Source organism: Streptococcus mitis, from assembly GCF_002860865.1.
Lineage (GTDB): Bacteria > Bacillota > Bacilli > Lactobacillales > Streptococcaceae > Streptococcus > Streptococcus mitis_AT.
The window spans coordinates 732,992-759,000 of the sequence record NZ_PKIE01000001.1 but is presented as its reverse complement, the minus strand read 5'-3'; the positions used below and the strand labels follow the sequence as shown (position 1 = coordinate 759,000).

Sequence of the window (26,009 nt, the reverse complement as noted above, 5' to 3'; positions counted from 1 at the left end):
TAATGGTAACAAAACAAAAAGAAGTAACAACATTTGACGTACAAGTAGCAGAATTTATCCGTAATCATAAGCAAAAAGGGACAGCAACAGATGATGAAATCAATGCTAGTCTTGTCGTTCCTTTTACCTTGGACGCTGATGGGATTGAAGATCTCTTGCAACGGATTCAAGATGCAGGAATTTCGATCACAGATAACGAAGGAAATCCAAGTGCGCGTGTTCTTAGCACTGAAGAAGAGCCAGAACTCAGCGATGAGGACTTGATTGGTTCAACTTCGGCTAAGGTCAATGACCCTGTTCGTATGTACTTGAAAGAAATCGGGGTCGTTCCTCTCTTGACCAATGAAGAGGAAAAAGAATTGGCACTAGCTGTTGAAGCTGGTGATATTGAAGCCAAACAACGTCTTGCGGAAGCCAACCTTCGTTTGGTTGTTTCTATTGCCAAACGCTATGTCGGCCGTGGTATGCAGTTCCTTGACTTGATTCAAGAAGGGAACATGGGCTTGATGAAGGCGGTTGACAAGTTCGACTATTCTAAAGGGTTCAAGTTCTCAACTTATGCAACTTGGTGGATTCGTCAAGCTATTACTCGTGCTATTGCGGATCAAGCTCGTACCATCCGTATCCCAGTTCACATGGTTGAAACGATTAACAAGCTTGTTCGTGAACAGCGTAATCTTCTTCAAGAATTGGGACAAGATCCAACACCTGAGCAAATCGCTGAACGTATGGATATGACTCCTGATAAGGTTCGTGAAATCTTGAAGATTGCTCAAGAACCAGTATCTCTTGAAACTCCAATCGGTGAAGAGGATGATAGCCACCTTGGAGACTTTATCGAAGATGAAGTGATTGAAAATCCAGTGGACTATACAACTCGTATTGTCTTGCGTGAGCAGTTGGATGAGGTCTTGGATACTCTTACAGACCGTGAAGAAAATGTTCTACGTCTCCGTTTCGGGCTAGATGATGGAAAAATGCGCACCCTTGAAGATGTGGGTAAAGTCTTTAATGTGACTCGCGAGCGTATCCGTCAGATTGAAGCCAAGGCTTTGAGAAAACTACGCCAACCAAGTCGTAGCAAACCGCTTCGTGATTTTATTGAAGACTAAGAGTGAGGATGAATATGGCTTATACAGAAGAGCAAATTGAAAACATCAAAACACGCATTTTAACAGCCTTGGAAGAAGTCATCGACCCTGAGTTGGGAATCGATATTGTTAATCTTGGTTTGATTTATGAGATTCGTTTTGACGGCGACACAGGGCAAACAGAGATTGATATGACTTTGACAACTATGGGTTGTCCCCTAGCAGACCTTTTGACAGATCAGATTTATGATGCCATGACAGAGGTGCCAGAAGTAACGGATACTGAAGTTAAATTAGTCTGGTATCCAGCCTGGACAGTTGAAAAAATGAGTCGCTATGCACGCATTGCCCTAGGCATTAAGTAAACATATAAAAGCATGTGAGAGACCGTTGGAAAAGTGAGGAAATTTCCCCCTCTTTTCCTCTAGTCTCTCCTTTCTTTTGCTGATTTTATTCAAAGAAAATGATATAATAGTAGTTATGGAAAAAAAGAAATTACGCATCAATATGTTGAGTTCAAGTGAGAAAGTAGCAGGACAAGGAGTTTCAGGTGCTTACCGTGAATTAGTTCGTCTTCTTCACCGAGATGCAAAGGACCAATTGATTGTTACAGAAAATCTTCCAATAGAGGCAGATGTGACTCACTTTCATACCATTGATTTCCCCTATTATTTATCAACATTCCAAAAGAAACGCTCAGGAAGGAAAATTGGCTATGTGCATTTCTTACCTGATACACTTGAGGGGAGTTTGAAAATTCCATTTTTCTTAAAGGGAATTGTGAAACGCTATGTATTTTCTTTTTACAACCGGATGGAGCATTTGGTGGTGGTCAATCCTATGTTTATCGAGGATTTGGTGGCAGCTGGTATTCCACGTAAAAAAGTGACTTATATTCCTAACTTTGTAAACAAGGAAAAATGGCATCCTCTTCCACAGGAAGAGGTAGCGAGACTGCGTACAGAGCTAGGTCTTAGTGACAATCAGTTTATCGTAGTAGGTGCTGGTCAAGTTCAGAAGCGCAAAGGGATTGACGATTTTATCCGTCTGGCTGAGGAATTGCCGCAAATTACCTTTATCTGGGCAGGTGGTTTCTCTTTTGGTGGTATGACAGATGGTTATGAACGTTACAAGAAAATCATGGAGAATCCCCCTAAAAATTTGATTTTTCCAGGTATTGTATCGCCAGAGCGGATGCGCGAATTGTATGCCCTAGCGGACCTTTTCTTGTTGCCTAGTTATAATGAGCTCTTTCCGATGACGATTTTAGAGGCTGCTAGTTGTGAAGCTCCTATTATGTTACGTGATTTGGATCTTTATAAGGTGATTTTGGAGGGAAATTATCGGGCGACAGCAGATAGAGAAGAGATGAAAGAGGCTATTCTGGAATATCAAGCAAATCCTGCTGCTTTAAAAGATTTGAAAGAAAAAGCTAAGAATATTTCCAGAGAATATTCAGAAGAGCATCTGTTGCAAATCTGGTTGGATTTTTATGAAAAACAAGCTGCTTTAGGGAGAAAGTAAAAAGTGAGGTAATCTATGCGAATTGGTTTATTTACAGATACCTATTTTCCTCAGGTTTCAGGTGTTGCGACCAGTATTCGAACCTTGAAAACCGAACTTGAAAAGCAGGGGCACGTTGTTTTTATCTTTACGACGACAGATAAGGATGTCAATCGTTATGAAGATTGGCAAATTATCCGCATTCCAAGTGTTCCCTTCTTTGCTTTTAAGGATCGCCGCTTTGCCTATCGAGGATTCAGCAAGGCGCTTGAAATTGCTAAACAATATCAACTGGATATTATCCATACTCAGACAGAATTTTCTCTTGGCTTGTTGGGAATTTGGATTGCGCGTGAATTGAAGATTCCAGTCATCCATACCTATCACACCCAGTACGAAGACTATGTGCATTATATTGCTAAGGGGATGTTGATTCGTCCTAGTATGGTTAAGTATCTGGTCAGAGGTTTCCTGCACGATGTGGATGGGGTTATTTGCCCTAGTGAGATTGTCCATGACTTGCTATCTGACTATAAGGTTAAGGTTGAAAAACGGGTCATTCCAACTGGGATTGAATTAGCTAAGTTTGAGCGTTCGGAAATCAAGCAGGAAAATTTGACAGAACTGCGTACTAAACTAGGGGTTCAAGATGATGAAAAGATGTTGCTTAGTCTTTCCAGAATTTCCTATGAAAAAAATATTCAAGCAGTACTAGCAGCCTTTGCAGAAGTTCTGAAAGAAGAAGACAAGGTTAAACTGGTGGTAGCTGGGGATGGTCCTTATCTGGATGACCTCAAAGAGCAAGCCCAGAAACTAGAGATTCAAGACTCTGTTGTCTTTACAGGGATGATTGCTCCTAGTGAGACAGCTCTTTACTATAAGGGGGCGGATTTCTTCATCTCGGCATCGACAAGTGAAACCCAAGGCTTGACCTACTTGGAAAGCTTAGCCAGTGGGACTCCTGTAATTGCACATGGAAATCCTTATCTGGACAATCTGATCAATGACAAGATGTTTGGCACCTTGTATTACGGTGAACATGATTTGGCTGGAGCTATTTTGGAAGCCCTGATTGCAACACCAGACATGAATGAGCATACTTTATCAGAGAAGTTGTACGAGATTTCAGCTGAGAACTTTGGAAAACGGGTGCATGAGTTTTATCTTGACGCTATTATTTCAAATAATTTCCAGAAAGATTTAGCCAAAGATGATACGGTCAGCCAGCGTATCTTTAAGACAGTTTTGTATTTACCGCAACAGGTGGTTGCTGTACCCGTAAAAGGCTCTAGACGCATGCTGAAGGCTTCAAAAACACAGTTGATCAGCATAAGAGATTATTGGAAAGACCATGAAGAATAGAAAGAGGAACAGTATGAAAAAACAATTAATGAGAAGCGGTCGTGATAAAAAGATTGCTGGTGTTTGTGCTGGGGTAGCCCATTATTTTGATATGGATCCTACTATTGTTCGCGTAATATGGGGTGTCCTTGCTTTCTGTTACGGAGCGGGAATTGTAGCTTATATCATTTTATGGATTATTGCGCCTGTAGCAACTGACTATTGAAAACTAGTTCAATTCATGCTAAGATAATAGAAAATAGAATGCAACGAAGGAGAGAAAAATGGCATTTGGAGATAATGGAAATCGTAAAAAAACTATGTTTGAGAAAATAACCTTGTTTATCGTGATTATCATGCTAGTAGCAAGTTTATTGGGAATTTTTGCAACTGCTATTGGTGCCCTCAGTAATCTATAAAATAGATTCAAGAAAATTTAGTGACTGGGATTTCCCAGCCCTTTTTTAAAGTGAGAAGAAAAAATGAGTATGTTTTTAGATACAGCTAAGATCAAGGTCAAGGCTGGTAATGGTGGTGATGGCATGGTTGCCTTTCGCCGTGAAAAATATGTCCCTAATGGCGGTCCTTGGGGCGGTGATGGTGGTCGTGGAGGCAATGTCGTCTTCGTTGTAGATGAAGGTTTACGTACCCTCATGGATTTCCGCTATAATCGCCATTTCAAGGCTGATTCTGGTGAGAAAGGAATGACCAAAGGGATGCATGGTCGTGGTGCTGAGGACCTTAGAGTTCGAGTACCACAAGGTACGACTGTTCGTGATGCAGAGACTGGCAAGGTTTTGACAGATTTGATTGAACATGGTCAAGAATTTATCGTTGCCCACGGTGGTCGTGGTGGACGTGGAAACATCCGCTTTGCGACACCAAAAAATCCTGCACCGGAAATCTCTGAAAATGGAGAACCAGGTCAGGAACGTGAGTTACAATTGGAACTAAAAATCTTGGCAGATGTCGGTTTAGTAGGATTCCCATCTGTTGGGAAATCAACACTTTTAAGTGTTATCACATCGGCTAAACCAAAAATCGGTGCCTACCACTTTACGACAATTGTGCCAAATCTAGGAATGGTTCGTACCCAATCAGGTGAATCCTTTGCAGTAGCTGATTTACCAGGTTTGATTGAAGGCGCTAGTCAAGGTGTTGGTTTGGGAACTCAGTTCCTCCGTCACATCGAGCGTACACGTGTCATCCTTCACATCATTGATATGTCAGCTAGCGAAGGCCGTGATCCTTATGAGGATTATCTAGCCATTAACAAGGAGTTGGAGTCATACAATCTTCGTCTCATGGAGCGTCCACAGATTATCGTAGCCAACAAAATGGACATGCCTGAGAGTCAAGAAAATCTTAAAGAATTTAAGAAAAAATTGGCTGAAAATTATGATGAATTTGAAGAGTTACCAGCTATCTTCCCAATTTCTGGTTTGACTAAGCAAGGTCTGGCAACGCTATTGGATGCTACAGCTGAATTGTTAGACAAGACACCAGAATTCTTGCTCTATGACGAGTCAGATATGGAAGAAGAAGCATACTACGGCTTTGACGAGGAAGAAAAAGCCTTTGAAATTAGTCGTGATGACGATGCAACATGGGTGCTTTCTGGTGAAAAACTGATGAAACTCTTTAATATGACCAACTTTGATCGTGACGAATCAGTCATGAAATTTGCTCGCCAGCTACGTGGCATGGGGGTTGATGAAGCCCTTCGTGCGCGTGGTGCTAAGGATAGGGATTTGGTCCGCATTGGTAAATTTGAGTTTGAATTTGTAGACTAGGAGACTGATATGGGAGATAAACCGATATCTTTCCGAGATGCGGATGGCAACTTTGTTTCCGCCGCAGATGTTTGGAATGAAAAGAAATTGGAAGAACTATTTAATCGTCTCAATCCAAATCGTGCCTTGAGATTGGCACGAACTAAAAAGGAAAATCCATCTTAAATACGTAAGATAAAACTCCAATTATCAGTCAAGTTAACGGTAACAAATAGAAGCTAAGATCGAGAAAGGGCAAAATTTGTCCTTTCTTTTCACTTATAAATTATAATATATTGAAATGGAATATAAACAAATAGACTAGGGAATTCAAATCAAATTTCTAACAAGGCTTTATAAGTCGTGTTGTCCTATTCTAGCTTCAAGACACTGTATTTTTTCTATTGAAAAAGAATTTTTTTACAAAAATAGTTGGTTATTTAGTTTATTTATGCTATAATAGGAGCAATTATTTTTAGGAGGTGTCAGTATGTCTTATTTGTTTGAGATATTACCGAGTTTATTGAGCGGTGCAAGCATGACTTTACAGGTTTTTGCACTGGTCTTGATTTTTTCTATTCCCTTGGGCATTTTGATTGCCTTTGCCTTGCAAGTCCATTGGAAGCTCCTCCATCATCTGATTAATATTTATATTTGGATTATGCGAGGTACACCCTTGCTTTTGCAATTGATTTTTATCTATTATGTGCTACCAAGTATTGGGATCCGTTTAGATCGCCTTCCTGCGGCTATCATTGCCTTTGTTTTGAATTATGCGGCTTACTTTGCTGAAATCTTTCGTGGGGGAATTGATACCATTCCTAAAGGTCAATATGAGGCTGCCAAGGTCTTGAAGTTTAGTCCCTTTGACACAGTGCGCTACATTATTTTGCCTCAGGTAACCAAGATTGTTCTTCCTAGTGTCTTTAATGAGGTTATGAGTTTGGTCAAGGATACTTCTCTAGTCTATGCTCTAGGCATTTCAGACCTTATCTTGGCAAGTCGAACAGCTGCCAACCGTGATGCTAGTCTGGTTCCTATGTTCTTGGCAGGTGCTATTTACTTGATTTTGATTGGGATTGTGACCATTCTTGCCAAAAAAGTTGAGAAGAAGTACAGTTACTATAGATAGGAGGCTGCCATGTTAGAATTACGAAATATCAATAAAGGATTTGGTGAAAAGCAAATTTTGTCCAATTTCAATCTAAAAATTCCTGAAAAGCAAATCCTAGCTATCGTTGGGCCTTCTGGTGGAGGTAAGACAACTCTCTTACGTATGCTTGCGGGTCTTGAAACCATTGATTCAGGGCAAATCTTTTATAATGGAGAACATTTAGAACTGGATGAATTGGAGAAGCGCAATTTACTGGGATTTGTATTCCAAGATTTTCAACTTTTCCCTCATTTATCAGTTCTAGACAATTTGACCTTATCTCCTGTGAAAACAATGGGAATGAAGCAGGATGAGGCTGAGCAGAAGGCGCGAGGTCTCTTGGAGCAATTGGGACTGGCAGGGCACGCAGATGCCTATCCATTCTCATTATCAGGTGGGCAAAAGCAACGTGTGGCCTTGGCGCGTGCTATGATGATTGACCCAGAAATCATTGGCTACGATGAACCAACTTCTGCTCTAGATCCAGAATTGCGCTTGGAAGTGGAAAAATTGATCTTACAAAATAGGGAACTTGGGATGACGCAGATTGTGGTTACCCACGATTTACAATTCGCTGAAAATATCGCAGATCAGATTCTCAAGGTTGAACCCAAGTAGGAGGTGCCAATGACTAATAAGAAAATTGTTTTAGTATTGGTTTCTTTCCTGACTCTCTTTTTAACAGCTTGTACTCAGAAGTCTAGTGATCCCAAGCAAGATAACTGGAATAAGTATCAAGAGCAAGGCAGTATAACCATTGGTTTTGACAATACCTTTGTACCCATGGGATTTGAAGAAAAGAATGGCCAATATACAGGCTTTGATATTGACTTAGCACAAGCTGTCTCTGAAAAATTAGGTTTTAAAGTTCAATTTCAGCCAATTGACTGGGATATGAAGGAGACAGAACTGCAAAATGGAACTATTGATGCCATCTGGAATGGCTATTCTGCCACTGATGAACGTCGAGAAAAGGTTGCCTTTAGCATTCCATATATGGAAAATCAGCAAGTTCTGGTTGCGAAGAAAAGTCAGCAAATTCGTTCAGTAGAGGATATGAAGGATAAGACCTTGGGAGCCCAAGCCGGTTCCTCTGGTTATTTAGACTTTGAAGCCCAGCCAGATTTACTGAAAAATCGTGTCAAAGACCAGAAGGCTAATCAATATCAGAGTTTCAATGAAGCCTTGATTGATTTGAAGAATGATCGAATTGATGCCTTGTTGATTGACCGAGTGTATGCTAATTACTATCTTCAGTCTGAAGGGATATTAAATGACTATAATGTCTTTTCAGCTGGATTTGAAAGTGAATCTTTTGCAGTCGGAGTTAGACCAGCTGACAAAAGATTACTACAAGCTTTAAACCAAGCCTTTATTGAACTATACCAAGAAGGAAAGTTCCAAGAGATTAGCCATAAATGGTTTGGAGAAGATGTAGCAACCAAAGAAGTGAAAAGTAGAGATTGAGTTTTTACTCAGTCTCTTTTTGCATCAAAAAATCCTCTGGCAAGTACCAGAGGATAAGAGTATTATTTCATTGTAGGGAAAAGAAACCTGGTTCTACGTTATTTCACGCAAGTCTCTAAAGCCCATTATACCAAGGTTTAGAAACTTTGCTAGGTTTCATATTTTCCCCTAACTTTGCACAAAATTGGTAAATCAGTGGTAAATCTTTGGTAAGTTATTGGTAAGTTTCTTCAAGGTTTGATAGGCTATTTTGAAGGTTTTCTCCGAACTTTTCCATCTCTTTTTCTTTGAGTTCTTTTGTAGCTTCGGCGTAGATATTCATAGTGGTTGAAATATCAGAGTGTCCAAGAATTTCTTGCATCGCCTTCAAATTGGTTCCAGCTTCTACCATACGGGTAGTGAAGGTATGACGGAGAGAGTGGTTGCTGAAATTCGGAAGTGTTACCTCACTTTGTATTTTACCATCAAGAACAGCAAAATTGCAATCACGAATAATTCGTTTCAGTGCTTTATTGAGTGTTCCTTGGTGGAAGACATTACCAAAACGATTGAGAAAGATGAAATTGGTGTAGCCGTCAATTTTACTTTTGCAGACGATTTCAAGTTCTCCTTGACGTTTCTTTTCTAAAATCAGTGCCTCCTTAACTCTAGGAAGTAGTGGAACAGTACGCTCCCCTGCCTTGGTCTTTGGACTGTTGATTGTAAAAGTGACACCACGATTCGTTCTTGTATCATAATAAACAAGGGTATGATTGACACTAATAGTGTTGCTTTCAAAATCAATGTCTTCCCAACGTAAACCAGTTACTTCACCAACTCGAAGTCCAGTCCATAACATGGTAATAAATACTGGGTACCAACCTTTATAACGGCTCGTATTCTCTAGAAAATTTTCGAAAAGTTGTTGTTCCTTGAGCGTCAAAGCCCTGTGTCCTTTTTTCCCAGAAGTACGAGACTGCTTTAGCTCCTTCAAGGCATTGTCTGAGGGATTGTTGAAAATATATTCATCATCGACAGCAACTTGAAGAACTTGATGGAGTACGGTATGGATGCTGTCAATGGTGCTTACCTTAACGTTCCGTTCTTCGGCTAAGTAATTATAGAAGGAGCGAACATCGCTTTTCTTGAGATTAGTGATGATGACATTTCCTAATTGACCAGATACGAAATATTCGTATAGGTACTGATAGTTTTTGAAGGTATTATCCTTGAGACCTCGTTTCAAGAGTTTCCACTTCTGGTACAAGTCATCCACAGAAACTTTTTTGGTAACGTTCAATCCGTTGAGAGAATCTTTTATAATTTGCTTTTCTTTTTCTCGTAACTCAACTAATGACTTGGCATAGATGCTATTCATCTTTCTTCGCTTATCACGCCAGCGGTATTCGTAACTACCATTTGGACGTTGATATTCTCCGTCTTTGAGGATGCGATTTTTATTGTCTTTCCGTTTTTTGTTTATCATAGATTTCCTCCATAAAAAAAGAGGGCATAAGCTATTTGATTAGCCTATGCCCTCTGAGTGATTATTAAATTGAATATTGGTTTTCTAGGAATTTCTCAAATTTTGCTCGTTTGATTAGTCGTTTGCTGCCACACCAGAGGACGAAATCACAATCATCTTCATTGCTGATTTCACGAAGTTTATTGACTCCGATACTGAAATATGAGGCAGCTTCCTCAACAGTTAGGTTTGATTTTTCCCAGAATGGAATTTCTTTTTTCATGTGTTTTCCTCCGTTATTTTTGATAAAACGAAAACAAGCCCATTTCTGAGCTTGCTTCCAAGGAGATTATGAAAAAGAAAAGTTATTTAGGATGAATACAGTATAGCTGAGTCACCCTAAACAAATCTTAAATCATAATCGTAAAAACTATAAAGAATCGTAAAAATTCGTAAATCTTATTGTGCAACCGCAAAGCTGTAATAGCTTTGGTTGCTGAGAACGGCATAGTGTGGTTTGTTTTGAACACCACTGACATTACACTCTGAGATGAGGAAGGTTCCGTCTTGGTTGACGGCTTCCACAAATGCGACGTGACCGTATTCTGCATAGGTGCCTCCATATCCACCTTGAACGGACATGACAGCGCCAACTTGTGGTTCTGATACTTGTTTCCAGCCACGAGAGACAAGGCTAGCCACCCAATCTTGCCCGTTACCATTGTAGTTATAAATGGCCGAGTTGGTACAGATGCCTGTCTCAATCAGTCTATTACAAACATACCAGGTACATTGTCCAGCAGGATAGGTATTGTTTCCTTGAGTCGTGACAGTGTTCTCACTAGGAACCCCGTATTTGAGTTTTCCAAGGTATTCTGGTGGCAAGTCAAAGGTAGAAGTTAGAGTACCAGTAGCAAGCCCTGTATCGCCTGAGAAAGCAACAGAGGAGTCTGAGGTGATTGTTCCATCAAACACCTTAAACCACTTGTCAGCGTCCGTTTGGAGCTTCTCAGCCTTGGTCTGACCGTCTGAGAGTGCAACACCTTCATAATGTTCTGACCAATACAAAGCAGCATCTCCAGGGTCAGTAGCTTTTTGCATCTCAGTTTTGACTTTCTTGTAGGCACCGTTTAACTCGGTTGACATGAGTTGGAGTTCAACATCTGCATCCAGTGTTCGACTAGAAGCTTGTGCCCAACGGTCACCATTGACGGTATTAGACCAACCTGACCATTGGAAGTAACCAGCTACCCCACCGCCAGTGTTGATAGCTTTGGGGTCAAAGCCTGACTCACGTTCTGCAACGGCTAAACTACCAGTAGAGCCAGCCAGAGTAAATCCTTCTTTGGATAGCTGGTAATTGAGGATTTTGATGACATCCTCTGCCCGTTCTTCTGTGATTGACGCTTTTTGAGCCACCTCTTTAGCTGTTAGTGTCGTTCGCTTCCCAGTTGAGCTACCATTACTTGATGTGTTGGACGAGTCACCAGCAATCGCAGCTGCACAAATGATGACAAGTAATAGGGGCAACAGAAGCGAAGAGAGAAGACTCAGTTTGAATAGTTTTTTCATGTGTCCCTATCATCTCCTTTAGTGTTTGAGATAGACTTTGAAGATAACTGTTCCAAAGAGCCATTTGGCATCTAGGACGGCTGGAATAGCACGGCAGAGTTCGATAATCCGTTTGGCTTCTTGGTCATTGACGGGATAAAGGATAGTTACCTTGATAGCCTTTAGGTCATTTTCACAGGCTTGGTAAATGTACTTTTCAAGGACAGGTTGAATCTGACTTCTCGTATATATCCTAATAGTGTCCATTTTGTTCACCTCGCAATCTGTTGAGTTCTTGAGTGAGACGGTTCTTACGCTCGATATTGGCTTTGATTTTGTCGTCCCTGGTCATAGTTTTACGGAAGCTTCGGGTAAAGGCGTTTGAGCCTTGGGCTTGATACATGGCACCTGCATCATCATAGGTGCTAAGTTCTCTTTCTAAGCGTTCCATTTTCCGTCGTTTACGTGGAGATACCCATTGTTCCTTGAGTTCCTGGAATTCCATTTCAGGTGATGGAGGAGTTGTTGGTTGAGTAAGGATAGCTTCAGGAGCTGGTGTTTTCTCTTGGGCAGGATTATCTGTTGGAATATCCTGCTTTGGAAGATTTGGTTCAGATGATGTTGGTGGCAGTTGGTCAGGTGTTGGAGCAGGTTGCTCAGTAGGCTGGTCTGTTGGAATGTTTGGTTCCTCAGCTGGCTCACTTGGTTTTGACTGTCTAAAGAAGTTGCCAACTTCTTTGATGTGAGAAGAAGCGTTCATAGCACTTCCAGCTACAAAACCAGTACCAGCCATGGCAAAATTACCCAGGTGTTGCGCAGCCTCAAAGCTACGTGACGGCATCTGTTGGATAAGGTCTTTACCCTGACTAACTTTATTTTCCACTTGGTTTCCAATGTCCTCCATCTTGATGCGTGCCCGTGAGCCCATGATGAATTCAATGAGTTCCCCTTTATAAATCCAAAGGAAATAATAGACGGCAGCTTTAGCAACGACTGATAGAATAAGCTTGAAGAGGAGGGCGAATGTTCCTAAAGATGGGAAGCTTTCAATGACCCCATCAAAGCCAGAAGTAATCAGCGTCTCAATGACTTTTTCGATGTAGAAGATGATGAGTGTGATGAGTGTCGTAATCGTCGGGAAAACGAGACCACCAAACATGACCTTGAAAATCCCAAAGATGATATCTTGCATGGCTGGGACAAAGGAAATGAGAAGTGCAATAGGGAACAAGAGAATCATGACTAAGACTAAGAGCTGGGCAATCAGATTCAGAAGCTGTACCAGGATAATAGGAACCGCAATGACAATAGCTTCAATAATTTTGAAGATGACGTAGAAGGTCTTGATGAAAAGGTAATCCCAAACAGCTGATACCCAGCGGTTCTTTTCCTTCCCGTCATCAGCCTTGTCACCAAGTTTATCCAGATAGTCTTTCCTATCTTTGTTTTTGACCGCTACAAATTTTCCAGAGTCATCAACGCTTCCCAAGACTTTAGAATCCTCGAAGGCCTCCTCTTCACCTGTTTGGCTATTGACATACTTTCCATTTTCTTGTCCCGTGTTGACAAAGACATAGGCAGTGTAGGAAGTTTGTGCGATATAGCTATCAGCCATAGACTTTCCAACTTTGATTGACTTATCCTCGCCATAGGAGACAGAGATATTGGAAATCTTAGAGGTGACAGTGGCCGCAAGATTATCAACCGTATCAAGAATGTAGAGACCGCCAGAAGTGGAAGCGACAGTTCCGAAGTACCCAAAGCCTAGCAAGGCGACGAGAAGCACATGAAGGACTTTTCGCATGAAGTTTCCACGAGAAAAGAAATACTGGTAGAAGAGGTAAAAGGCTCCGATGGTCAGAAGCATGGAAACTAGGGAACCACTTGATAATCCGCCAGAAGTTGAACCTGTTAGTCCCTGCCAGATGGATTTAGCAGCGTTATAGACATAGGTTTTGTAAGAGTCGTAGAGGTCAATGTTCTCCATGATACGAATCATGAGGGAGAAGAATCCGACCACCAGATTGAGGAGAAAGAAAAAGAGATTGACGAAAATCTCATTCATTGCCACGATAATGGAGGTCTCAATTTTTGATGTCTTTTCCAGATACGATTTTAAGGCGAAGATGTCCACGCCTTTTAGTTTCTCAAAGGCTTCTTGCATGTGAGCCCTCCTTTCTAACTAGCATATTTATTTTCAAGGCTAGATGATACCGTTGCTTTCATTGGTTTCAGAAGCATGTCGATGTCTTCAAAGATATTGTGAATGGAAATCATGTTCAGATTGCCATAGACATCATAGTAGAGGCATTGCCCTGAAATCATGTTGTCAATCCATTCCAGGTTGCTTTCGGTTGGTTCCAGATTGACGTGTTTGAGAATATCTTCTTGTTCTGATTTTTCGTAGAAGGCAAAGATGGTTCCAAAGCCCGTTGTGTCATCATCATTTTCAGCATCATGGACAGATTGTGTGATGAGTGCCAAGGTGTTGTTTTTTGAGCGACCGATACGGCGCATATTCTTGATAACGGCTTGACCTTCGGCAGACTTCATAAGAATCCAGGCTTCGTCAAAGAACTCAATGGTATCTTCGCTTTCATCACGTTCTCCAAAGTGGGTACAGAAAGCACCAAGGGCAAACATAAGAGCGATAGAGTTTCGTTCATGGTCTGAAATCTTCGTTGCGTCTGTCTTAGGTAATTTCAGATTAGCAACTTCAAGTACAGTGACTTGTGACTCATAATTGAGCCCTTGCGTTGTTCCATCAGAGAAGGCAAGTTCCAAGATGGAATTGGTCACAATAGAAGTGAGGTAGCGACCAACTGAGGCGATTTGGTCATTGTCACTGTCTTTGAGTGCTTCCAGAACGTGCTTAAAGCCAACGGTTTGACCTGCTTGTCTCTTATCGACAATGTCGTTGATGGTTTCGGTAATGGCTGTCTTCTGATCCATGGTGACGTTGTCAACCGCTTGGAGCAAGAATTCCAGCATATTCTTAGCGACCTCAACGGCTTGTTCTTTATCCAGAACAACAATAGGGTCAAGCACTCCGTGGTTGGAAGTGAGTGAGCTATCGAGTGTGACAAAGTTGAAGGCTTCAATTTGTTTCTTGCGTTCAGGATAGAGACGGGCAAACTCAGGACTATTGATGATTTCTTGGTAGTGATGGCGCAGTTCTCGTTTGGGGTCAATGTAGAGTGTCTTTACGTTTTGAAGAGCAACAGATAAGAAAATAATCTGTGCTAAGAAAGACTTTCCTTGACCTGTGGCACCTGTAATGATGATGTGTGGGTTCTTGGTGATTTTTCCTGCAATGTCTTCTTTATTACCGACAGTCGCATTAAAGAGGACAATGTTTTTAGAAGCGTTAATGGCTTTTTCGATGTTATCCCAGCGACCTGTCCAGTTATCGACTCGTCCGATATACCAACCAATACGGTTACCAGCGGATGTGTTGGTGAAGGGCATGAGCTCCGCAAATCCACGACTGGTGACCATGTGTGTCCAGGTTCGTGTTTTCTTTTGCAAGTCTTGACCGTAGAGCAGAGCTTGAAAGAGATAAGGAGTGTCATGGCTTGCCTCACTGATTTCAACGCCCATGTCATCAAAGTAGTTGAGGACAACTTGACGGCGGCTTCTTAGCTGACTAAGGGATGAACCAGAGACGATGAGGTAAGCACCATATTCAATGATTTCTTCTTTATTCCCTACTTTCTTCATTAGGTCTTTCAGCGAGAATGAGCCCATGATAATCTCGTCTTGTTGGACGGTATCGGTATTCTCAGCTTCTTCCATGATGTTCTTGTAGCGAGTGTTAGAGCGTCCCATTTTCCCTTTGATTTTATTGCGGTCAATGAACTCAGACTTGAAGCGCAGTTCCACGGGAAAGTTGAGGCGCTGGACAAATTCTCCTAGATGGAAGCCGTTGAAGATGGTGTTGAATTTCCCAACGGGAAGAATGGTTACAAAAGAGTTGCCGTAGGGACTTTCGAGTTTGAGAAAGCCTCCGTTCATGCTTTTAATCAAGGTGTCTGTGACATTGAAAAGGGAACGGTTAGCAATGACTTCTTTCTTGAGGTGGGGAATGTAGCGGAGGTATTGCATCCGCTGGTAGTAGAAGAGTTCATCATCTGTCAGACGACGACAACGAAGTGTTGAAAGCACTTGGTAGATGACTTGTTCGTCAGCGAGATAATCTTCAAACCAGGGCTTTTCTTCTTCCAATTCAAAGCCTAGCCCATTTGCTAGGGTCTCTGAAATCTCAGAGAGTCGTTCATAGGCGAGGTAAGCAAGACTAGCTCCCTTGTCATGTTTTCTAAGACGAACACCCACCAACCAGTCAAACCGATAAGGAATTTCCATTTCATCCGTTAGCTTATCTACGGTATAGAGCAGCAAATCCTCACCAAGTGTTTGATTGTTTGGCGAGAGGGCATCCATAAAGTCACGCATCTTTTCTTCCAGGAGGTAATCCTTGGGAATGAGTGAGATGTCAAAGTGCTGGTTTTTAGCCAGTTTTTTAAGCATCTGACTGACCGTGATTTTGTGCTTTCCTTTTTTCTCATCATCAGTAATGGTGATGGGTGTATTAGGAATACGGTAGTAAGCCATGACTTGTTTGTCTTTGCGAAAAGCTAAGTTTTCATGTGTGGCTTTAATGGGGTATTGTAGTTTTAGTGCCATAGAGCCTCCTTTCTAAAGGTGTATTTGTTCAAAGACAATGTCTTCATCGTCATAAGATTCCACTCGCTCATCGTGGTAGATGGCTTTCTTGTTCCAGCGGAATTCATAGAGGTAACGTAAGTAGTCAGCCAGAAAGATGTGCATTTTCTTTCCGTGCGGTTCATACTCTGTGTAGAATTTAGCGAGTTTGTAAGGAACGTAAGCATAGAGCAACATGGAGATGGAGTGAGTGATTTTAGCTAGTGGGACAAGGATGAAAGAAAGTCCCAGGAGCATGACGACAAAGACGAGAATAAAAACAACAAAAAAGGACAGCTGCATCGGTGTTGCGAAGTACCAGATACGTGCCCCTTTTTGTGTCTTGATTTCCTGAATCCAGTAGGGAGCGTTTAGCCCCCTAGCGTAGTCATAGAGTGGTTCTTTATCGTTGTTCATATCAGAGCCCCGTTTCAATACCAAAGAGGCGTAGGAACCAGCCAATGACAGAGAGAATCTGTTGCCCTTTGGTCATAGACATGATGATTCCCCAAAATCCGATGACGGAAAAGAGTTGGAGCCAGGAGCTATTTTTCCAAGCCTTGATGGCAAGAAGGATTGCCACAGCAGTGATAATCCAAGCGCCATCCCCTTGGAGGAATTGTTGTAGTGAGCTTGTGTTCATAGATGTTATTCTCCTTCATGTTTTGCATAATCTTTTGGAATGGTATGAGCCACTTTTGTGACGTAGTAGGAATTCCCTTTAGGCGTAAGGGTCAGAGTGAAATTCTCTGAGCGAGTGTTAGCAGCAACTTCAAAGGTGACTTGAACATAGGCGGTAATGGCATCACCGTCTTCTGTCAGATAGACATAGTCTAGTGACTTGAAAGTCGTATTTTCAAGCACAACTAAATCTTTACCGACCAAGTCCAGATTGTCTTGGTCTGTGGTGTAGTTGGTAAAGAAGACGTTGAGGAACTTCTTGACTTTCTTGTGTGTCTTTTCTGGGAGATTGTCAGAAGCGGTTAGTCTGAGGGCGGATTCTTTGTCAAAGCCTTTAGCTTGGTTGTCGCTTAGGCTAGAATACCAGGGAAGTCCAGAAACGTAGTAGGAGCCATTTTTAGAAGCGAAAGGGATATTAAACCCTGTGGTAATTTCTTCCTCCCTATCACCGACTTTTTGCTTGTAGGTCACTTGATAAGTCGCCGTGTTCTCCGTCAGCAACAATAACCTAGCTGAGACCAGAGACATCGGTGTTCGCTTCTGACCTTGTGACTTAATCTCAGGTTCAACGTCATAGAAACTATTGAGCTTTTCGATTTGGGCTTCTTGTTCCTCAGCCTTATCAGAGAAAGAGAAGTAGGCTGCGACAAAGTCGTTGAGGTAATAGGTTAAGCGGTAGTCGGTGTCGGTTGTCGTAGTCACCACTTGAGAGGATTGAGCTTTTTTGACCTCCTTTTCAAGTGAGGTGACCTTGCTTGAAAGTGTGATGGCACGCAGGGAACCAGTAGCTCCGATGAAAACTAAAAATCCTAATCCAGTAAGGACTAGGATATTCACGTTTTTCCGTGTTGTCTTGATGAGTTTTGGTGAGCCACGCTTCTTATCTTGTTTTTTGAAACGAGACAAGTAATGGGTGACTTGTTGGATGAGTGTTTTCAGTTTGTTCATAATCCCTCCTTATCAGGCACTAGCCAGTTCAATCAGCTTATTGCCTTTGGCGTAGAGCTGTTTGTGGAGTCTATTGATTTCTCCGTTGACGTAGTAGTAGCCACGAAGTTCCAGGCGGATTTTTTCGAGAAGGTCAGCAGGTAGCATTTCGGCTTCTTCATTTTTAAGCAGGTGATTGAGTTCACCAGCTTTTGTCCAGGCTTCCTTGTCTTTATGGGCTTTCATGAGTTCGCCCAGTTCAAGGGAAGCAGCTTTGATTTTCTTTTCAATGAGTGATTGTTTTGCCATGATAATTTCCTCCATGAATTGTTCTTGTTGGTCTAAGATGACTTGTCGAAAGAGATTGACCAGTTTGGTGTCCATGTTTCGGTTAAAGTCTAGGACTTGACCATCAGTTGTAAAGTAAGCGTGTTGGTATTTAGCAGGAGAGTCGAGGTCAACGTTCTCACGAGCAAAGGCATCAAAGAAGAAGTCTTTTTCCTTCATGAGTACGATGTAGAGATTCCAGAACTCATTGGTATCAGGAAAGCAAGTGATGCCTTCGTAGATTATTTTGACAAGCATGACTCAGAGATCCCTCCTTATCATTCTTCGATTAAGTCATGATAGCCGAGAGCTTGATAAATGTAGTCATCATCAAACCAGAGCCAGTCATTGATTTGTCCTTCTGTTGGTGTGCTTCCTGAGAAGACATCTTCACAGAGGCTAGTGAGTTGGTCAATTCCGCCACGTTCACGGACGGTGTCTAGGGTTTCTCTAGCACCTGACCAAGCTTTGAAATTGTCGATGCTAGATAGTTCAACTTTGTATTCCATAATGACCTCCTTTAAGTTTAGGTATCAAAAAAAGGCAACTGAATTCAGTTACCTTGGAGTGCTTCACAAAAACAATTTAGCGTAATCACTTTTCACAGGAAGAAGGTGAGTGACGTTCACAATTTTATCTTCCGTATTGATGTTATAGAAAAGCAGGTATTTGCGGTTAGCAATTACGATGCCAAATGTTTTGTATTGTTTAGAAATTTGTCTTCCAACCTTTTCATCCGCATCAAAGCCACGTTCAGGAAATGTTTGAAGGCTTTTAATGCCTTCGAGGAGAAGCTGGCTAGTTTTCAAAGCAGCATCAGGACTCAACAAAACATCTTGAATGTAGTTTTTGATGCTTTTGATTTGGTCAAAAATCGTTTGAGGTGTATTGACAGTGTATCTATCCAAGTAGCTCTGCCTCCATTTCTTCAATGGTGACGTAGTTACCCGCTTCGATTTCTGCCATGTTTCTATCAATGATAGCACCAAGTTCATCAATCATTTTTTCGCGGATAAGCTCGTCAGTAGCTTCTTCCAAGAGATTTTCTTTGCTTGGGCTAAAGATGAGTGTCCCATCGCTGCCCTTATAAACATTGTATTCCTGACCTTGTGGAATTTCAAATTCTTTTGGAATAGTGATACTTAGAGAATTACCGATTTGTCGTGTTTTAACTACTGTCATGTTTTTTCTCCTATGTGTTTGATATACACTGAGTGTATACCTTTCTTTTGTTTTTGTCAATTGATTGTCTCACCTTCCTTTTTCTTTAAGTTATAAGATGCTTGCAAATCTTGAAGAATGCTTTCAGCTCTATCGGTGATTTCACCATTTTCCTGAATCATTTTGATAAAGTCAGTCTCCATGATTTTGTCAGCTTCTTCCACCAGTTTGAGCGAATTGGCGACTTGGTACATGAGCCATTTTATCGTCCTATCGATAGAATAGGGTTCAGGTTTCATCCTGAGTTTCAAAGGTTCTGTACCACCAAACATGCGTTGCCATTTCTGGTCAGGAACAAAGGCGCCAAATTTATTGGTGCCATCGTAAACCTGCATTTCATGATTGATGACGCCACGGGCGATTTCTGCTAGGTCAACACCGCTGATGTATTCTTCAATGGCAAGCTGGGCTTTTTCTTGAGCGAAGCGCAATTCGTAACGGTTCCAGATACCAAAAATCTCCAGGGATTCTTCCACGGAGATTTGTTCACTTTTGGCTAGCTCATACCGCTTTTCATAGAAGTTGAAGTAGAGGTTACTTTGGCGACTTCCAAAATAAAGGGAGATACCTTGGCTGCCTTCTACCTCATCCATGTTTCTGAGGTTACCACCGCCAATGTGACTCCACGTTCGGATGTTCTTAAAGCTAACCTCATCTTTATAGACTTTGGCAATCATATCTGAGAGAAGAAATTGTTCATCTTCTCTATCGAGACCGAGATAGTGTTCATCCATGGCAATGTCTAGCCGTGTTACCCGACTATCCGTCAGGTCAAAGAGCAGAGCTTGGAGAAATTCTTGCCAGCTTAGGTCAATACTTTCCAGAATCAGTTCCATTTCACGGCAACCTTGACCAGAGAGTTGCAAGGTCACTTGGAAATTTCCTGTTTCGATTTTGTCAAAAAAATCAAATAACCAAATGTTGCCACGCTTCCAAAGCCTTGTGTAATTCAGAAGTCTGGTTTCAAATTCTTTGAACTCAGTGAAGGAACAGTGAAGATAGGTCTGACAGAAGTGAGATAGGTCACGGATAGACATGAAGGTCATGCGGAGGTAGTCGATATGAACATCAATCAGGTCATCGTTATTCTCTTGATGATAGCCAAGCTCTGCTTTGAACTGACCGAATTTTTCTAGGCTCAAACCTCGTGAGCCATCTTCATAGCTTCGGTAGGTACGAGTTGAAATTCCAACAGACTCCGCAAATTGTTTCTGCGTCATGCCTGTTTGTTTTCGGAACTTCTTGAGATTGAGTGGGCTTAGTTTATCCATTCATAGAGTAAGACTCCTTTCTAGTGAGTGACACAGTTTTTTAGCAAAAGTAACACACTAAGTAAATCTTTGAAAACCTTGGTACTATTGGTGTGTTGGGGGGCGGACGTTGTCATTTTGACAAATGTTACCCCCCTATTAGAAATCGGGGGTTGAATCACAATCATGGGCAGTAGGAACTGCGAGCTACGGTCTGCGCCTGACGCTGTCAGGCTTGCCCTTGCTCTTGTCCTAGCCCATGATTTGCGAGACAGCTTTCAACCGCCTTTGGATAAGACTTCCGTCCTTCTTCCTCAAAGAGTTCCAAGGTTTCAAGAAGTAGCAGTTCTTGAAAAGGTGTCACGACAAGAGAGTTATCCTCTTTGTCAAAAGGAATGCCTCGTTCATCCAGGAGATAGATGATTTTGCGGAGTGTCTTGACTGTCAGGTCATGTTCCTTGGCAAAATCTGTCAGCAAGCGTCTTTCTTCCAAGACTTCCATGACATCATCTTCCATTGGTTCGTAGTCTTCTTCAATAGGTTCCACATCTTCCAAGTTGTCCTTGTGTGTGACAAGCTGCTCATCTTCTAGGACAGGCAATTTCATAAATTCTTCCTCAAAAGAAAAGCCTTTGTTAAAGGGGACGTAAGGAGAGAAGAACTCACCAGCCAGCTCACCATTATTAGCAATATAGCCACGTCCGTGAACCTTTTTACCGTTGATTTTATCCAGCTTTTTGAACTCTTTATTGCGGTTAGCATCGCCAAACATCATGTTATAACCCGTGTCTTCCAAGTGTCCGACAGAGAGCCGTTTCATGAAGTTGTCCCGAAGAGCGGTTTTGATATATTCTCCGTCAGGACGTTGCATGGCTTGAATAACGAAAACACCAGCTTGACGTCCTTCTAGGACTATCTGGGTCAGGTATTCCGTAGCTTCTGCCTGCAGGCGATAATCATTTTCAATCTTAGTGATGAAAGCTGCCCACTCATCAATGACGATGAATTTTGGTTTTAGTCCATACTGGGCAAAGTTTTTTCCAATCTTGTAGTCAGGGTGATTTTGCATGGTCTCGTAGCGTTTTTCCATTTCAGTGACATTGTCTTTGAGGCAAGTGATAATATCGTCTTTGGAAATGAAGACACGTCCCTTAAAGACAGGAATGTTTTTAAGACCTGATAAGTCTGCGTTCTTCGGATCGCACAGGTCTATAAAACCAATCTTTGCCAAAGCCAAAACAATAGTCATAAGGACAACCGTTTTACCGCCACCAGTTCCCCCACCAATCAGCAAGTGTGGTTCAGCGACATAATCCCAAAAGACATCTTTCATGAGGCGGATGCCCTGGTCAGTCATGGTAACTTCTGAAACGTTAATACGGGAAGCAATACGATTGATGGCAATTTCATACTGAACAAAGCGCTCATCAAAGGTCTTGTTTCTAAAGTCGCCATTATACATGACTTCTAGCGTAGCCCCAAGATTGATAAATCGGTCTTGGAATTTATTCCCTTCTAGGATAAAGGAAGCAAGTAGCTGATACCGACCACGTTTGATATAAACTTTGGGAAGAGAAATCTTTTCAAGTGTTTTGCCATCACGTTTGACTGTCTTTGATAGATAGTACCGATTTTCGAGGAGAAAGTTGGTCATTATTCTCAGCGAGTTAAGGCGCTGAAAGAAGAGGACTTTCTGGTAAAAAATGAGATTGACAATCGGAATTATCACGATAGGTGGCAGAGTAGTGAGTAGGATTTTAGGCAGATAAAATAAAGGGTCAGCTATAATCAGGTCATAGATGGGGTAGTAATAAAAGACGTTACCAATCAAAAAGGGCGATAACATGAGGAGACTTGTTATCACCCTGATATGACGGTAGAATTTATGGACACGAAGTCCCCGATAGGTAAAGAGGTGCATGATTACCTCCTAGCATCATTTTTTATCTTCTGCTTTTGGTTCAGATTTTGGAGCTGCTTGAGCCCCTTTTTTCTTGATGGCAGAAGCATAGAGACGGTAGTTGTCATTTCGACCGATAGCAGAGTAGGTCACGACAATATCAGTGAGTTCCACTTCTTCACGGTAATTGAGTCCAAGGTCATTGAGCTGTTGTTCAGACATATCTACGATAGTGAAGAAGAGTGTTTCGTGTTGGTTAGCTGAGTGAATCCCAACGGTGATACCACGAATTTCTCCAGTCGGAACTTGGACGTAGGAGCCATCTTCATTACGCTGGTTACGGTCTGCTTCATAGATGAGTTCAGCCCCTTCAATAGAGCGGAAGGTCAGTTTACCAAAGACCTCATCGAGTTTTAGAGCATCGGTGATTACACGGTAGCTTTTATCAACAATTTGGAGTTTTTCTCCGAAGTTCAATCCAGTTTTAGCCATAATTTTTGAGTTCCTTTCTTATTTAACGATTTCGAGTTTTTCCGCAAAGACATTGAGAGCAGGAGCAACGTTTGAGCCATTGACCGCACGGTCTGGGAAGAAGATAGGGTTGACGACTTTGACGAGCGTGTCTTCATCAAAGACAGTATTGGTTGCAGGAGTGATGACATGGAAAGAACCATGTTCTTGATTGTTCAGGACGTGACGTTGGTATTTGCCTTCTTTACCAAAGACGGTACGTGGGGCATGACCAAGTTTTTCATAATAAGCAGTTCCAATAAATTCTGGTTTCATAGCAAGTGTTTCAGGAATCATAAGTGTTCTCCATTTCTATTTTTGGGTAATAAAAAAATCAGCACATCACAGGGCTGACTTGAGCAAAGTAAAAGCGATTGATTTTGTTTTTGTAAATTTGACTATAATAAGTCAATTCAGCAAGCGGATAACCAGTTGCCTTGAATTTCTTGACGAGTGAGTCAATTTCTTCTTTGGCAGCACTAAAGAGACTCGCCTGTAAGTCTAGGCTGTGAGCGTACATTTTGTGCGTAAAAAGATAATTTTGATAGTGACGCTCTAGGCATTGTCCAAAATATGAGGTCATAAATGCCTCCTTTCTTTATTGTAAAAACAAAAGCTACTAGAAATATCCAGTAGCTTGAGCATAGACTACTCCTGTAAAATAAGGAGAAGTAGTCAGTTTGAAAAAGAGTTATTTGGTAGAAAGACCTATCTAGGAGCTAGACAAACCTTTCACGGTGGCAACGTTTAGCAAGGTGCTTTGCGTCAATTACCATCGCTTTCCCAGCCAATCATCCAGGTAGTCATTATCATGCCTGTCACGATTCTCTTGCGCCCTTTGGCGAAGCCAGTTCACTTTACTATTCGGAAAAGTGCGAAAGTCCGAAATGCGTGTGAGCCCACAATTCTTTAGAATTGTTTTACTATCTCAACTTCAACCACAAACGGACTTGACTTTCTTTTTCAAACAAGATACAATAAAGGTACGAAGTTTAGTGTAGTTTGATGGTCAGTCCTCTGGTTGTCAGACGCACTTTTTATTTAGTTATCAATGAACAGTGATAGGAAGCCTTTGGAATAAGGTTTTTATTTCAAAAGCTTCTATATCCTATCGGTTATATTTACATTATATAACCAACTGGATATAAAGTCAACTGTTTTTTGTAGAAAATAAAGATTTTTTTGAAGGAACAGACAATGGAATTTGCAGAACGGTTGAAATCATTGAGATTACAAGCAAAATTAACACAGACAGAAGTGGCAGAAAAAGTGGGTGTATCTCAACCTCAATACGCCCGCTGGGAAGCAGGAAAAAGAAAACCGACCTCAGAGACGCTTCAAAAATTTGCGGACTTTTTCGGAGTTACAATGGATTACCTATCAGGAAAAGATGGAGAAGATGAAGAAGATGAACTATCAAACGTTGAGGTTCTATTCCGTATGGCATCAGACGGTCTGACAGATGAAGAAAAAGCAACTTTCCGCGAAGAATTGATTGAGTTTATGAAGGAACGAAAGAAAGCTTTTGAAGAGGATAAAAAATAAGATAATTATGAATAGAATTTTTGAAAAAGACAATAAGATTTATATATCATTTGAAAATAGTTGGCGTCCTGTGTATTCGTTAGATAGCGAATTCACATCTCGTGGGACATTTCATTTACGTCCAGGATTGTATTTTTTTATTGATGAATATGGAAATTTAGAACAAGGTTCTTTTAACAATCAAGATGAATGGGCAATTGAAATTGGGGATTTAAAAGATGAATATCTTATTCTTAACGCAGAAGTATTTAATTTAAAACATGAAGTTAGAATACATAGTTCTTTTATTGATAAATTAAAGTTAAAACATTTTGTTACAAATAGAATGTCAAATTTTAAAAAAATTGACGACTTAATAAACGAAGATTTTATTATTGTACCAGAGGTTTATGATGATGATTCAAAAAATCATATCACATTTGAGGAATACAATGAATTAATAAAATCATTTCCGACTAAGACAACTTTAGACCATTATACGAATAAAGTATTATCTGAAAAAATTGAAGAACATTTTGAACTAAATAAAAATTATGAAGGAATTTATGAAAGACATATAGAAAGACGGGAAAAAGTAAAAAATAAGTCAATTAATCAACCTTTGTTTTCGGATAACATTGATAGCCAAATAACAGAAAATGAAATTCAAAAATTCAATTTGGCTTTTCAAAAATTAGAAGTACTACTAGAAAACGAGGGAGTACATGAAAAAAATGGCAAGAGGAAATATTGAATATTATTTTATTAATTTATCCTCACTACCAATTTGCGATTGATGAAGTAACTATGGGAAACAATAAACGGGTAGATTTCATCCTAGTTGATTTTCTAAATAATGTAGATATCATTGAAATAAAAAGACCTGAGAAGTCTATTTTGAGAAAGGCGAAATATAGAGACAATTACGTTCCTTCACTTGAATTAACAGGTACAGCAATGCAAGTAGAATACTATATACGTCAACTCACTGGGAATCCTAGTCAAAATATTAGAAAAATCGAAGAGAGGCTGAGAAAGGCTGGTTTTGATGAAGAAGTTCAAATTAATAATGTTAAAGGAATGATAATAATGGGTAGAACGAATACCTTTAACGAGAGACAGAAAGAGAGCTATAGGATACTTAAAAATCAATTTTCAAACATAATTAGTATTATAAGTTATGATGAACTCCTCGATATATTAAAAAATATAATAGAACGATTTACGAAGGATGGTTTAGATAAGGTAGTTGATAACTAGTATCATAAAAAAGTGGACAACTGTCCACTTTTTATTAATTAAATCTCTTGATTTCTTCCTTATAAGCTTCACTACCTTTTTTGAAGTATTGACGTTCTGATCCAGTAATATTTGCAGTGATAACATCATCCTTGTACTCATATTTGACCGTTGGATTGACGAATCCTGAAATCTCAAAGGTTTGGGTATCAGTATCAATCGTCATGCTGCTGGTTGAACCTTCGGCATCAACTGTTCCCTTATCACCTTTGATGGTGATGACCAGGTCAGTCCCATAATCTCCAATTTCGTAATATTCCCCGTCCATATTTGGTTTACTTGAGCAAGCAACCAGGATGAGAGTAGTAAAAGAAAGGGCAATAAGGCTAAGTAATTTTTTCATAAAT

Annotated in this window: 33 protein-coding genes; 14 read left to right on the top strand and 19 right to left on the bottom strand. The window is 40.8% G+C overall.

What is annotated here, in order from left to right:
* Positions 1-2 precede the first annotated feature (2 nt).
* From rpoD to CYK18_RS03710, 11 genes are all read left to right on the top strand, one after another.
* Positions 3-1,112, top strand: coding sequence for an RNA polymerase sigma factor RpoD (gene rpoD, locus CYK18_RS03760; protein ID WP_049511787.1), 1,110 nt, complete (start codon positions 3-5; stop codon positions 1,110-1,112).
* 14 nt (positions 1,113-1,126) lie between these two features.
* Positions 1,127-1,456, top strand: coding sequence for a metal-sulfur cluster assembly factor (locus tag CYK18_RS03755; RefSeq protein WP_000331929.1), 330 nt, complete (start codon positions 1,127-1,129; stop codon positions 1,454-1,456).
* A 115-nt stretch (positions 1,457-1,571) separates the two neighbouring features.
* Positions 1,572-2,615: an alpha-galactosylglucosyldiacylglycerol synthase gene (gene cpoA, locus CYK18_RS03750; RefSeq protein WP_180947944.1), complete on the top strand. Its 1,044-nt coding sequence runs from the start codon at positions 1,572-1,574 to the stop codon at positions 2,613-2,615.
* Between the two features lie 15 nt (positions 2,616-2,630).
* The gene (locus CYK18_RS03745) at positions 2,631-3,956 is read left to right on the top strand and encodes a glycosyltransferase family 4 protein (protein WP_101785155.1); all 1,326 of its coding nucleotides are present in this window, start codon (positions 2,631-2,633) and stop codon (positions 3,954-3,956) included.
* A 28-nt stretch (positions 3,957-3,984) separates the two neighbouring features.
* Positions 3,985-4,161, top strand: coding sequence for a PspC domain-containing protein (locus CYK18_RS03740; RefSeq protein WP_101782225.1), 177 nt, complete (start codon positions 3,985-3,987; stop codon positions 4,159-4,161).
* 58 nt (positions 4,162-4,219) lie between these two features.
* Positions 4,220-4,354: a DUF4044 domain-containing protein gene (locus CYK18_RS03735; protein WP_000863859.1), complete on the top strand. Its 135-nt coding sequence runs from the start codon at positions 4,220-4,222 to the stop codon at positions 4,352-4,354.
* A gap of 63 nt (positions 4,355-4,417) precedes the next feature.
* The gene (gene obgE / locus CYK18_RS03730; RefSeq protein ID WP_101785153.1) at positions 4,418-5,728 is read left to right on the top strand and encodes a GTPase ObgE; all 1,311 of its coding nucleotides are present in this window, start codon (positions 4,418-4,420) and stop codon (positions 5,726-5,728) included.
* A 9-nt stretch (positions 5,729-5,737) separates the two neighbouring features.
* On the top strand, positions 5,738-5,893 hold the full coding sequence (locus CYK18_RS03725) for a hypothetical protein (RefSeq protein WP_000502582.1): 156 nt from the start codon (positions 5,738-5,740) through the stop codon (positions 5,891-5,893).
* Positions 5,894-6,197: 304 nt separating this feature from the next.
* Positions 6,198-6,839, top strand: a complete 642-nt coding sequence (locus tag CYK18_RS03720) for an amino acid ABC transporter permease (RefSeq protein ID WP_101785151.1) — start codon at positions 6,198-6,200, stop codon at positions 6,837-6,839.
* A gap of 9 nt (positions 6,840-6,848) precedes the next feature.
* Entirely contained in the window at positions 6,849-7,478 is a 630-nt protein-coding gene (locus CYK18_RS03715) for an amino acid ABC transporter ATP-binding protein (RefSeq protein ID WP_101785149.1), read from the top strand.
* Positions 7,479-7,487: 9 nt separating this feature from the next.
* Complete coding sequence (locus CYK18_RS03710) at positions 7,488-8,327, top strand: amino acid ABC transporter substrate-binding protein (RefSeq protein WP_101785147.1); 840 nt, start codon at positions 7,488-7,490, stop codon at positions 8,325-8,327.
* A gap of 214 nt (positions 8,328-8,541) precedes the next feature.
* Here the strand turns inward: CYK18_RS03710 and CYK18_RS03705 are convergent, their stop codons facing one another.
* From CYK18_RS03705 to CYK18_RS03620, 18 genes are all read right to left on the bottom strand, one after another.
* The gene (locus CYK18_RS03705; protein ID WP_101785145.1) at positions 8,542-9,792 is read right to left on the bottom strand and encodes a site-specific integrase; all 1,251 of its coding nucleotides are present in this window, start codon (positions 9,790-9,792) and stop codon (positions 8,542-8,544) included.
* A 64-nt stretch (positions 9,793-9,856) separates the two neighbouring features.
* Positions 9,857-10,054 carry an excisionase gene (locus CYK18_RS03700; protein WP_006738512.1) on the bottom strand — a complete coding sequence of 66 codons (198 nt, stop codon included), beginning with the start codon at positions 10,052-10,054 and terminating at the stop codon, positions 9,857-9,859.
* A 176-nt stretch (positions 10,055-10,230) separates the two neighbouring features.
* Positions 10,231-11,343 (bottom strand): phage tail tip lysozyme, encoded by a 1,113-nt coding sequence (locus CYK18_RS03695; protein ID WP_101785143.1) that lies wholly within the window; start codon positions 11,341-11,343, stop codon positions 10,231-10,233.
* A gap of 18 nt (positions 11,344-11,361) precedes the next feature.
* Positions 11,362-11,589, bottom strand: a complete 228-nt coding sequence (locus CYK18_RS03690; protein ID WP_101785141.1) for a hypothetical protein — start codon at positions 11,587-11,589, stop codon at positions 11,362-11,364.
* Positions 11,576-13,486 carry a conjugal transfer protein gene (locus tag CYK18_RS03685; protein WP_101785139.1) on the bottom strand — a complete coding sequence of 637 codons (1,911 nt, stop codon included), beginning with the start codon at positions 13,484-13,486 and terminating at the stop codon, positions 11,576-11,578. The genes CYK18_RS03690 and CYK18_RS03685 overlap by 14 nt, the downstream gene beginning before the upstream one ends.
* A 14-nt stretch (positions 13,487-13,500) precedes the next feature.
* A complete protein-coding gene (locus CYK18_RS03680) occupies positions 13,501-16,005 on the bottom strand; it encodes an ATP-binding protein (RefSeq protein ID WP_101785137.1) in 2,505 nt (834 codons plus the stop codon).
* 12 nt (positions 16,006-16,017) lie between these two features.
* Positions 16,018-16,440, bottom strand: a complete 423-nt coding sequence (locus CYK18_RS03675) for a conjugal transfer protein (protein ID WP_101785135.1) — start codon at positions 16,438-16,440, stop codon at positions 16,018-16,020.
* A gap of 1 nt (position 16,441) precedes the next feature.
* Positions 16,442-16,666 carry a hypothetical protein gene (locus CYK18_RS03670; RefSeq protein ID WP_065736541.1) on the bottom strand — a complete coding sequence of 75 codons (225 nt, stop codon included), beginning with the start codon at positions 16,664-16,666 and terminating at the stop codon, positions 16,442-16,444.
* A 5-nt stretch (positions 16,667-16,671) separates the two neighbouring features.
* Positions 16,672-17,652 (bottom strand): conjugal transfer protein, encoded by a 981-nt coding sequence (locus CYK18_RS03665; protein ID WP_101785133.1) that lies wholly within the window; start codon positions 17,650-17,652, stop codon positions 16,672-16,674.
* 12 nt (positions 17,653-17,664) lie between these two features.
* The gene (locus tag CYK18_RS03660; protein WP_101785131.1) at positions 17,665-18,216 is read right to left on the bottom strand and encodes a conjugal transfer protein; all 552 of its coding nucleotides are present in this window, start codon (positions 18,214-18,216) and stop codon (positions 17,665-17,667) included.
* 20 nt (positions 18,217-18,236) lie between these two features.
* Positions 18,237-18,467 (bottom strand): hypothetical protein, encoded by a 231-nt coding sequence (locus CYK18_RS03655; protein ID WP_017649868.1) that lies wholly within the window; start codon positions 18,465-18,467, stop codon positions 18,237-18,239.
* A gap of 63 nt (positions 18,468-18,530) precedes the next feature.
* Positions 18,531-18,866, bottom strand: coding sequence for a type II toxin-antitoxin system RelE/ParE family toxin (locus CYK18_RS03650; protein ID WP_070484480.1), 336 nt, complete (start codon positions 18,864-18,866; stop codon positions 18,531-18,533).
* Positions 18,859-19,140 carry a type II toxin-antitoxin system PemI/MazE family antitoxin gene (gene mazE, locus CYK18_RS03645; protein WP_017649870.1) on the bottom strand — a complete coding sequence of 94 codons (282 nt, stop codon included), beginning with the start codon at positions 19,138-19,140 and terminating at the stop codon, positions 18,859-18,861. The genes CYK18_RS03650 and mazE overlap by 8 nt, the downstream gene beginning before the upstream one ends.
* A gap of 56 nt (positions 19,141-19,196) precedes the next feature.
* Positions 19,197-20,450, bottom strand: coding sequence for a replication initiation factor domain-containing protein (locus tag CYK18_RS03640; RefSeq protein WP_101785129.1), 1,254 nt, complete (start codon positions 20,448-20,450; stop codon positions 19,197-19,199).
* Between the two features lie 208 nt (positions 20,451-20,658).
* Complete coding sequence (locus CYK18_RS03635) at positions 20,659-22,350, bottom strand: FtsK/SpoIIIE domain-containing protein (protein ID WP_101785127.1); 1,692 nt, start codon at positions 22,348-22,350, stop codon at positions 20,659-20,661.
* Between the two features lie 15 nt (positions 22,351-22,365).
* Positions 22,366-22,821: a conjugal transfer protein gene (locus CYK18_RS03630; protein WP_101750359.1), complete on the bottom strand. Its 456-nt coding sequence runs from the start codon at positions 22,819-22,821 to the stop codon at positions 22,366-22,368.
* A gap of 18 nt (positions 22,822-22,839) precedes the next feature.
* Complete coding sequence (locus CYK18_RS03625) at positions 22,840-23,136, bottom strand: hypothetical protein (protein ID WP_058669699.1); 297 nt, start codon at positions 23,134-23,136, stop codon at positions 22,840-22,842.
* A gap of 37 nt (positions 23,137-23,173) precedes the next feature.
* Positions 23,174-23,422 (bottom strand): hypothetical protein, encoded by a 249-nt coding sequence (locus CYK18_RS03620; protein WP_101785125.1) that lies wholly within the window; start codon positions 23,420-23,422, stop codon positions 23,174-23,176.
* 614 nt (positions 23,423-24,036) lie between these two features.
* On the opposite strand from CYK18_RS03620, the gene CYK18_RS03615 reads away from it, so the two are divergent.
* Genes CYK18_RS03615 through CYK18_RS03605 form a run of 3 tightly spaced genes read left to right on the top strand, consistent with a single transcriptional unit; the run spans position 24,037 to position 25,623 of the window.
* Positions 24,037-24,384, top strand: coding sequence for a helix-turn-helix domain-containing protein (locus CYK18_RS03615; RefSeq protein ID WP_101785123.1), 348 nt, complete (start codon positions 24,037-24,039; stop codon positions 24,382-24,384).
* Positions 24,385-24,391: 7 nt separating this feature from the next.
* On the top strand, positions 24,392-25,117 hold the full coding sequence (locus CYK18_RS03610) for a hypothetical protein (RefSeq protein ID WP_142374379.1): 726 nt from the start codon (positions 24,392-24,394) through the stop codon (positions 25,115-25,117).
* The gene (locus CYK18_RS03605; protein WP_180948001.1) at positions 25,114-25,623 is read left to right on the top strand and encodes a Shedu immune nuclease family protein; all 510 of its coding nucleotides are present in this window, start codon (positions 25,114-25,116) and stop codon (positions 25,621-25,623) included. Before CYK18_RS03610 ends, CYK18_RS03605 begins: the two co-directional genes overlap by 4 nt.
* Before the next feature lie 34 nt (positions 25,624-25,657).
* Here CYK18_RS03605 and CYK18_RS03600 read toward each other — a convergent pair whose 3' ends face one another.
* Positions 25,658-26,005, bottom strand: a complete 348-nt coding sequence (locus CYK18_RS03600) for a lipoprotein (protein ID WP_101785117.1) — start codon at positions 26,003-26,005, stop codon at positions 25,658-25,660.
* Between the last annotated feature and the right edge of the window lie 4 nt (positions 26,006-26,009).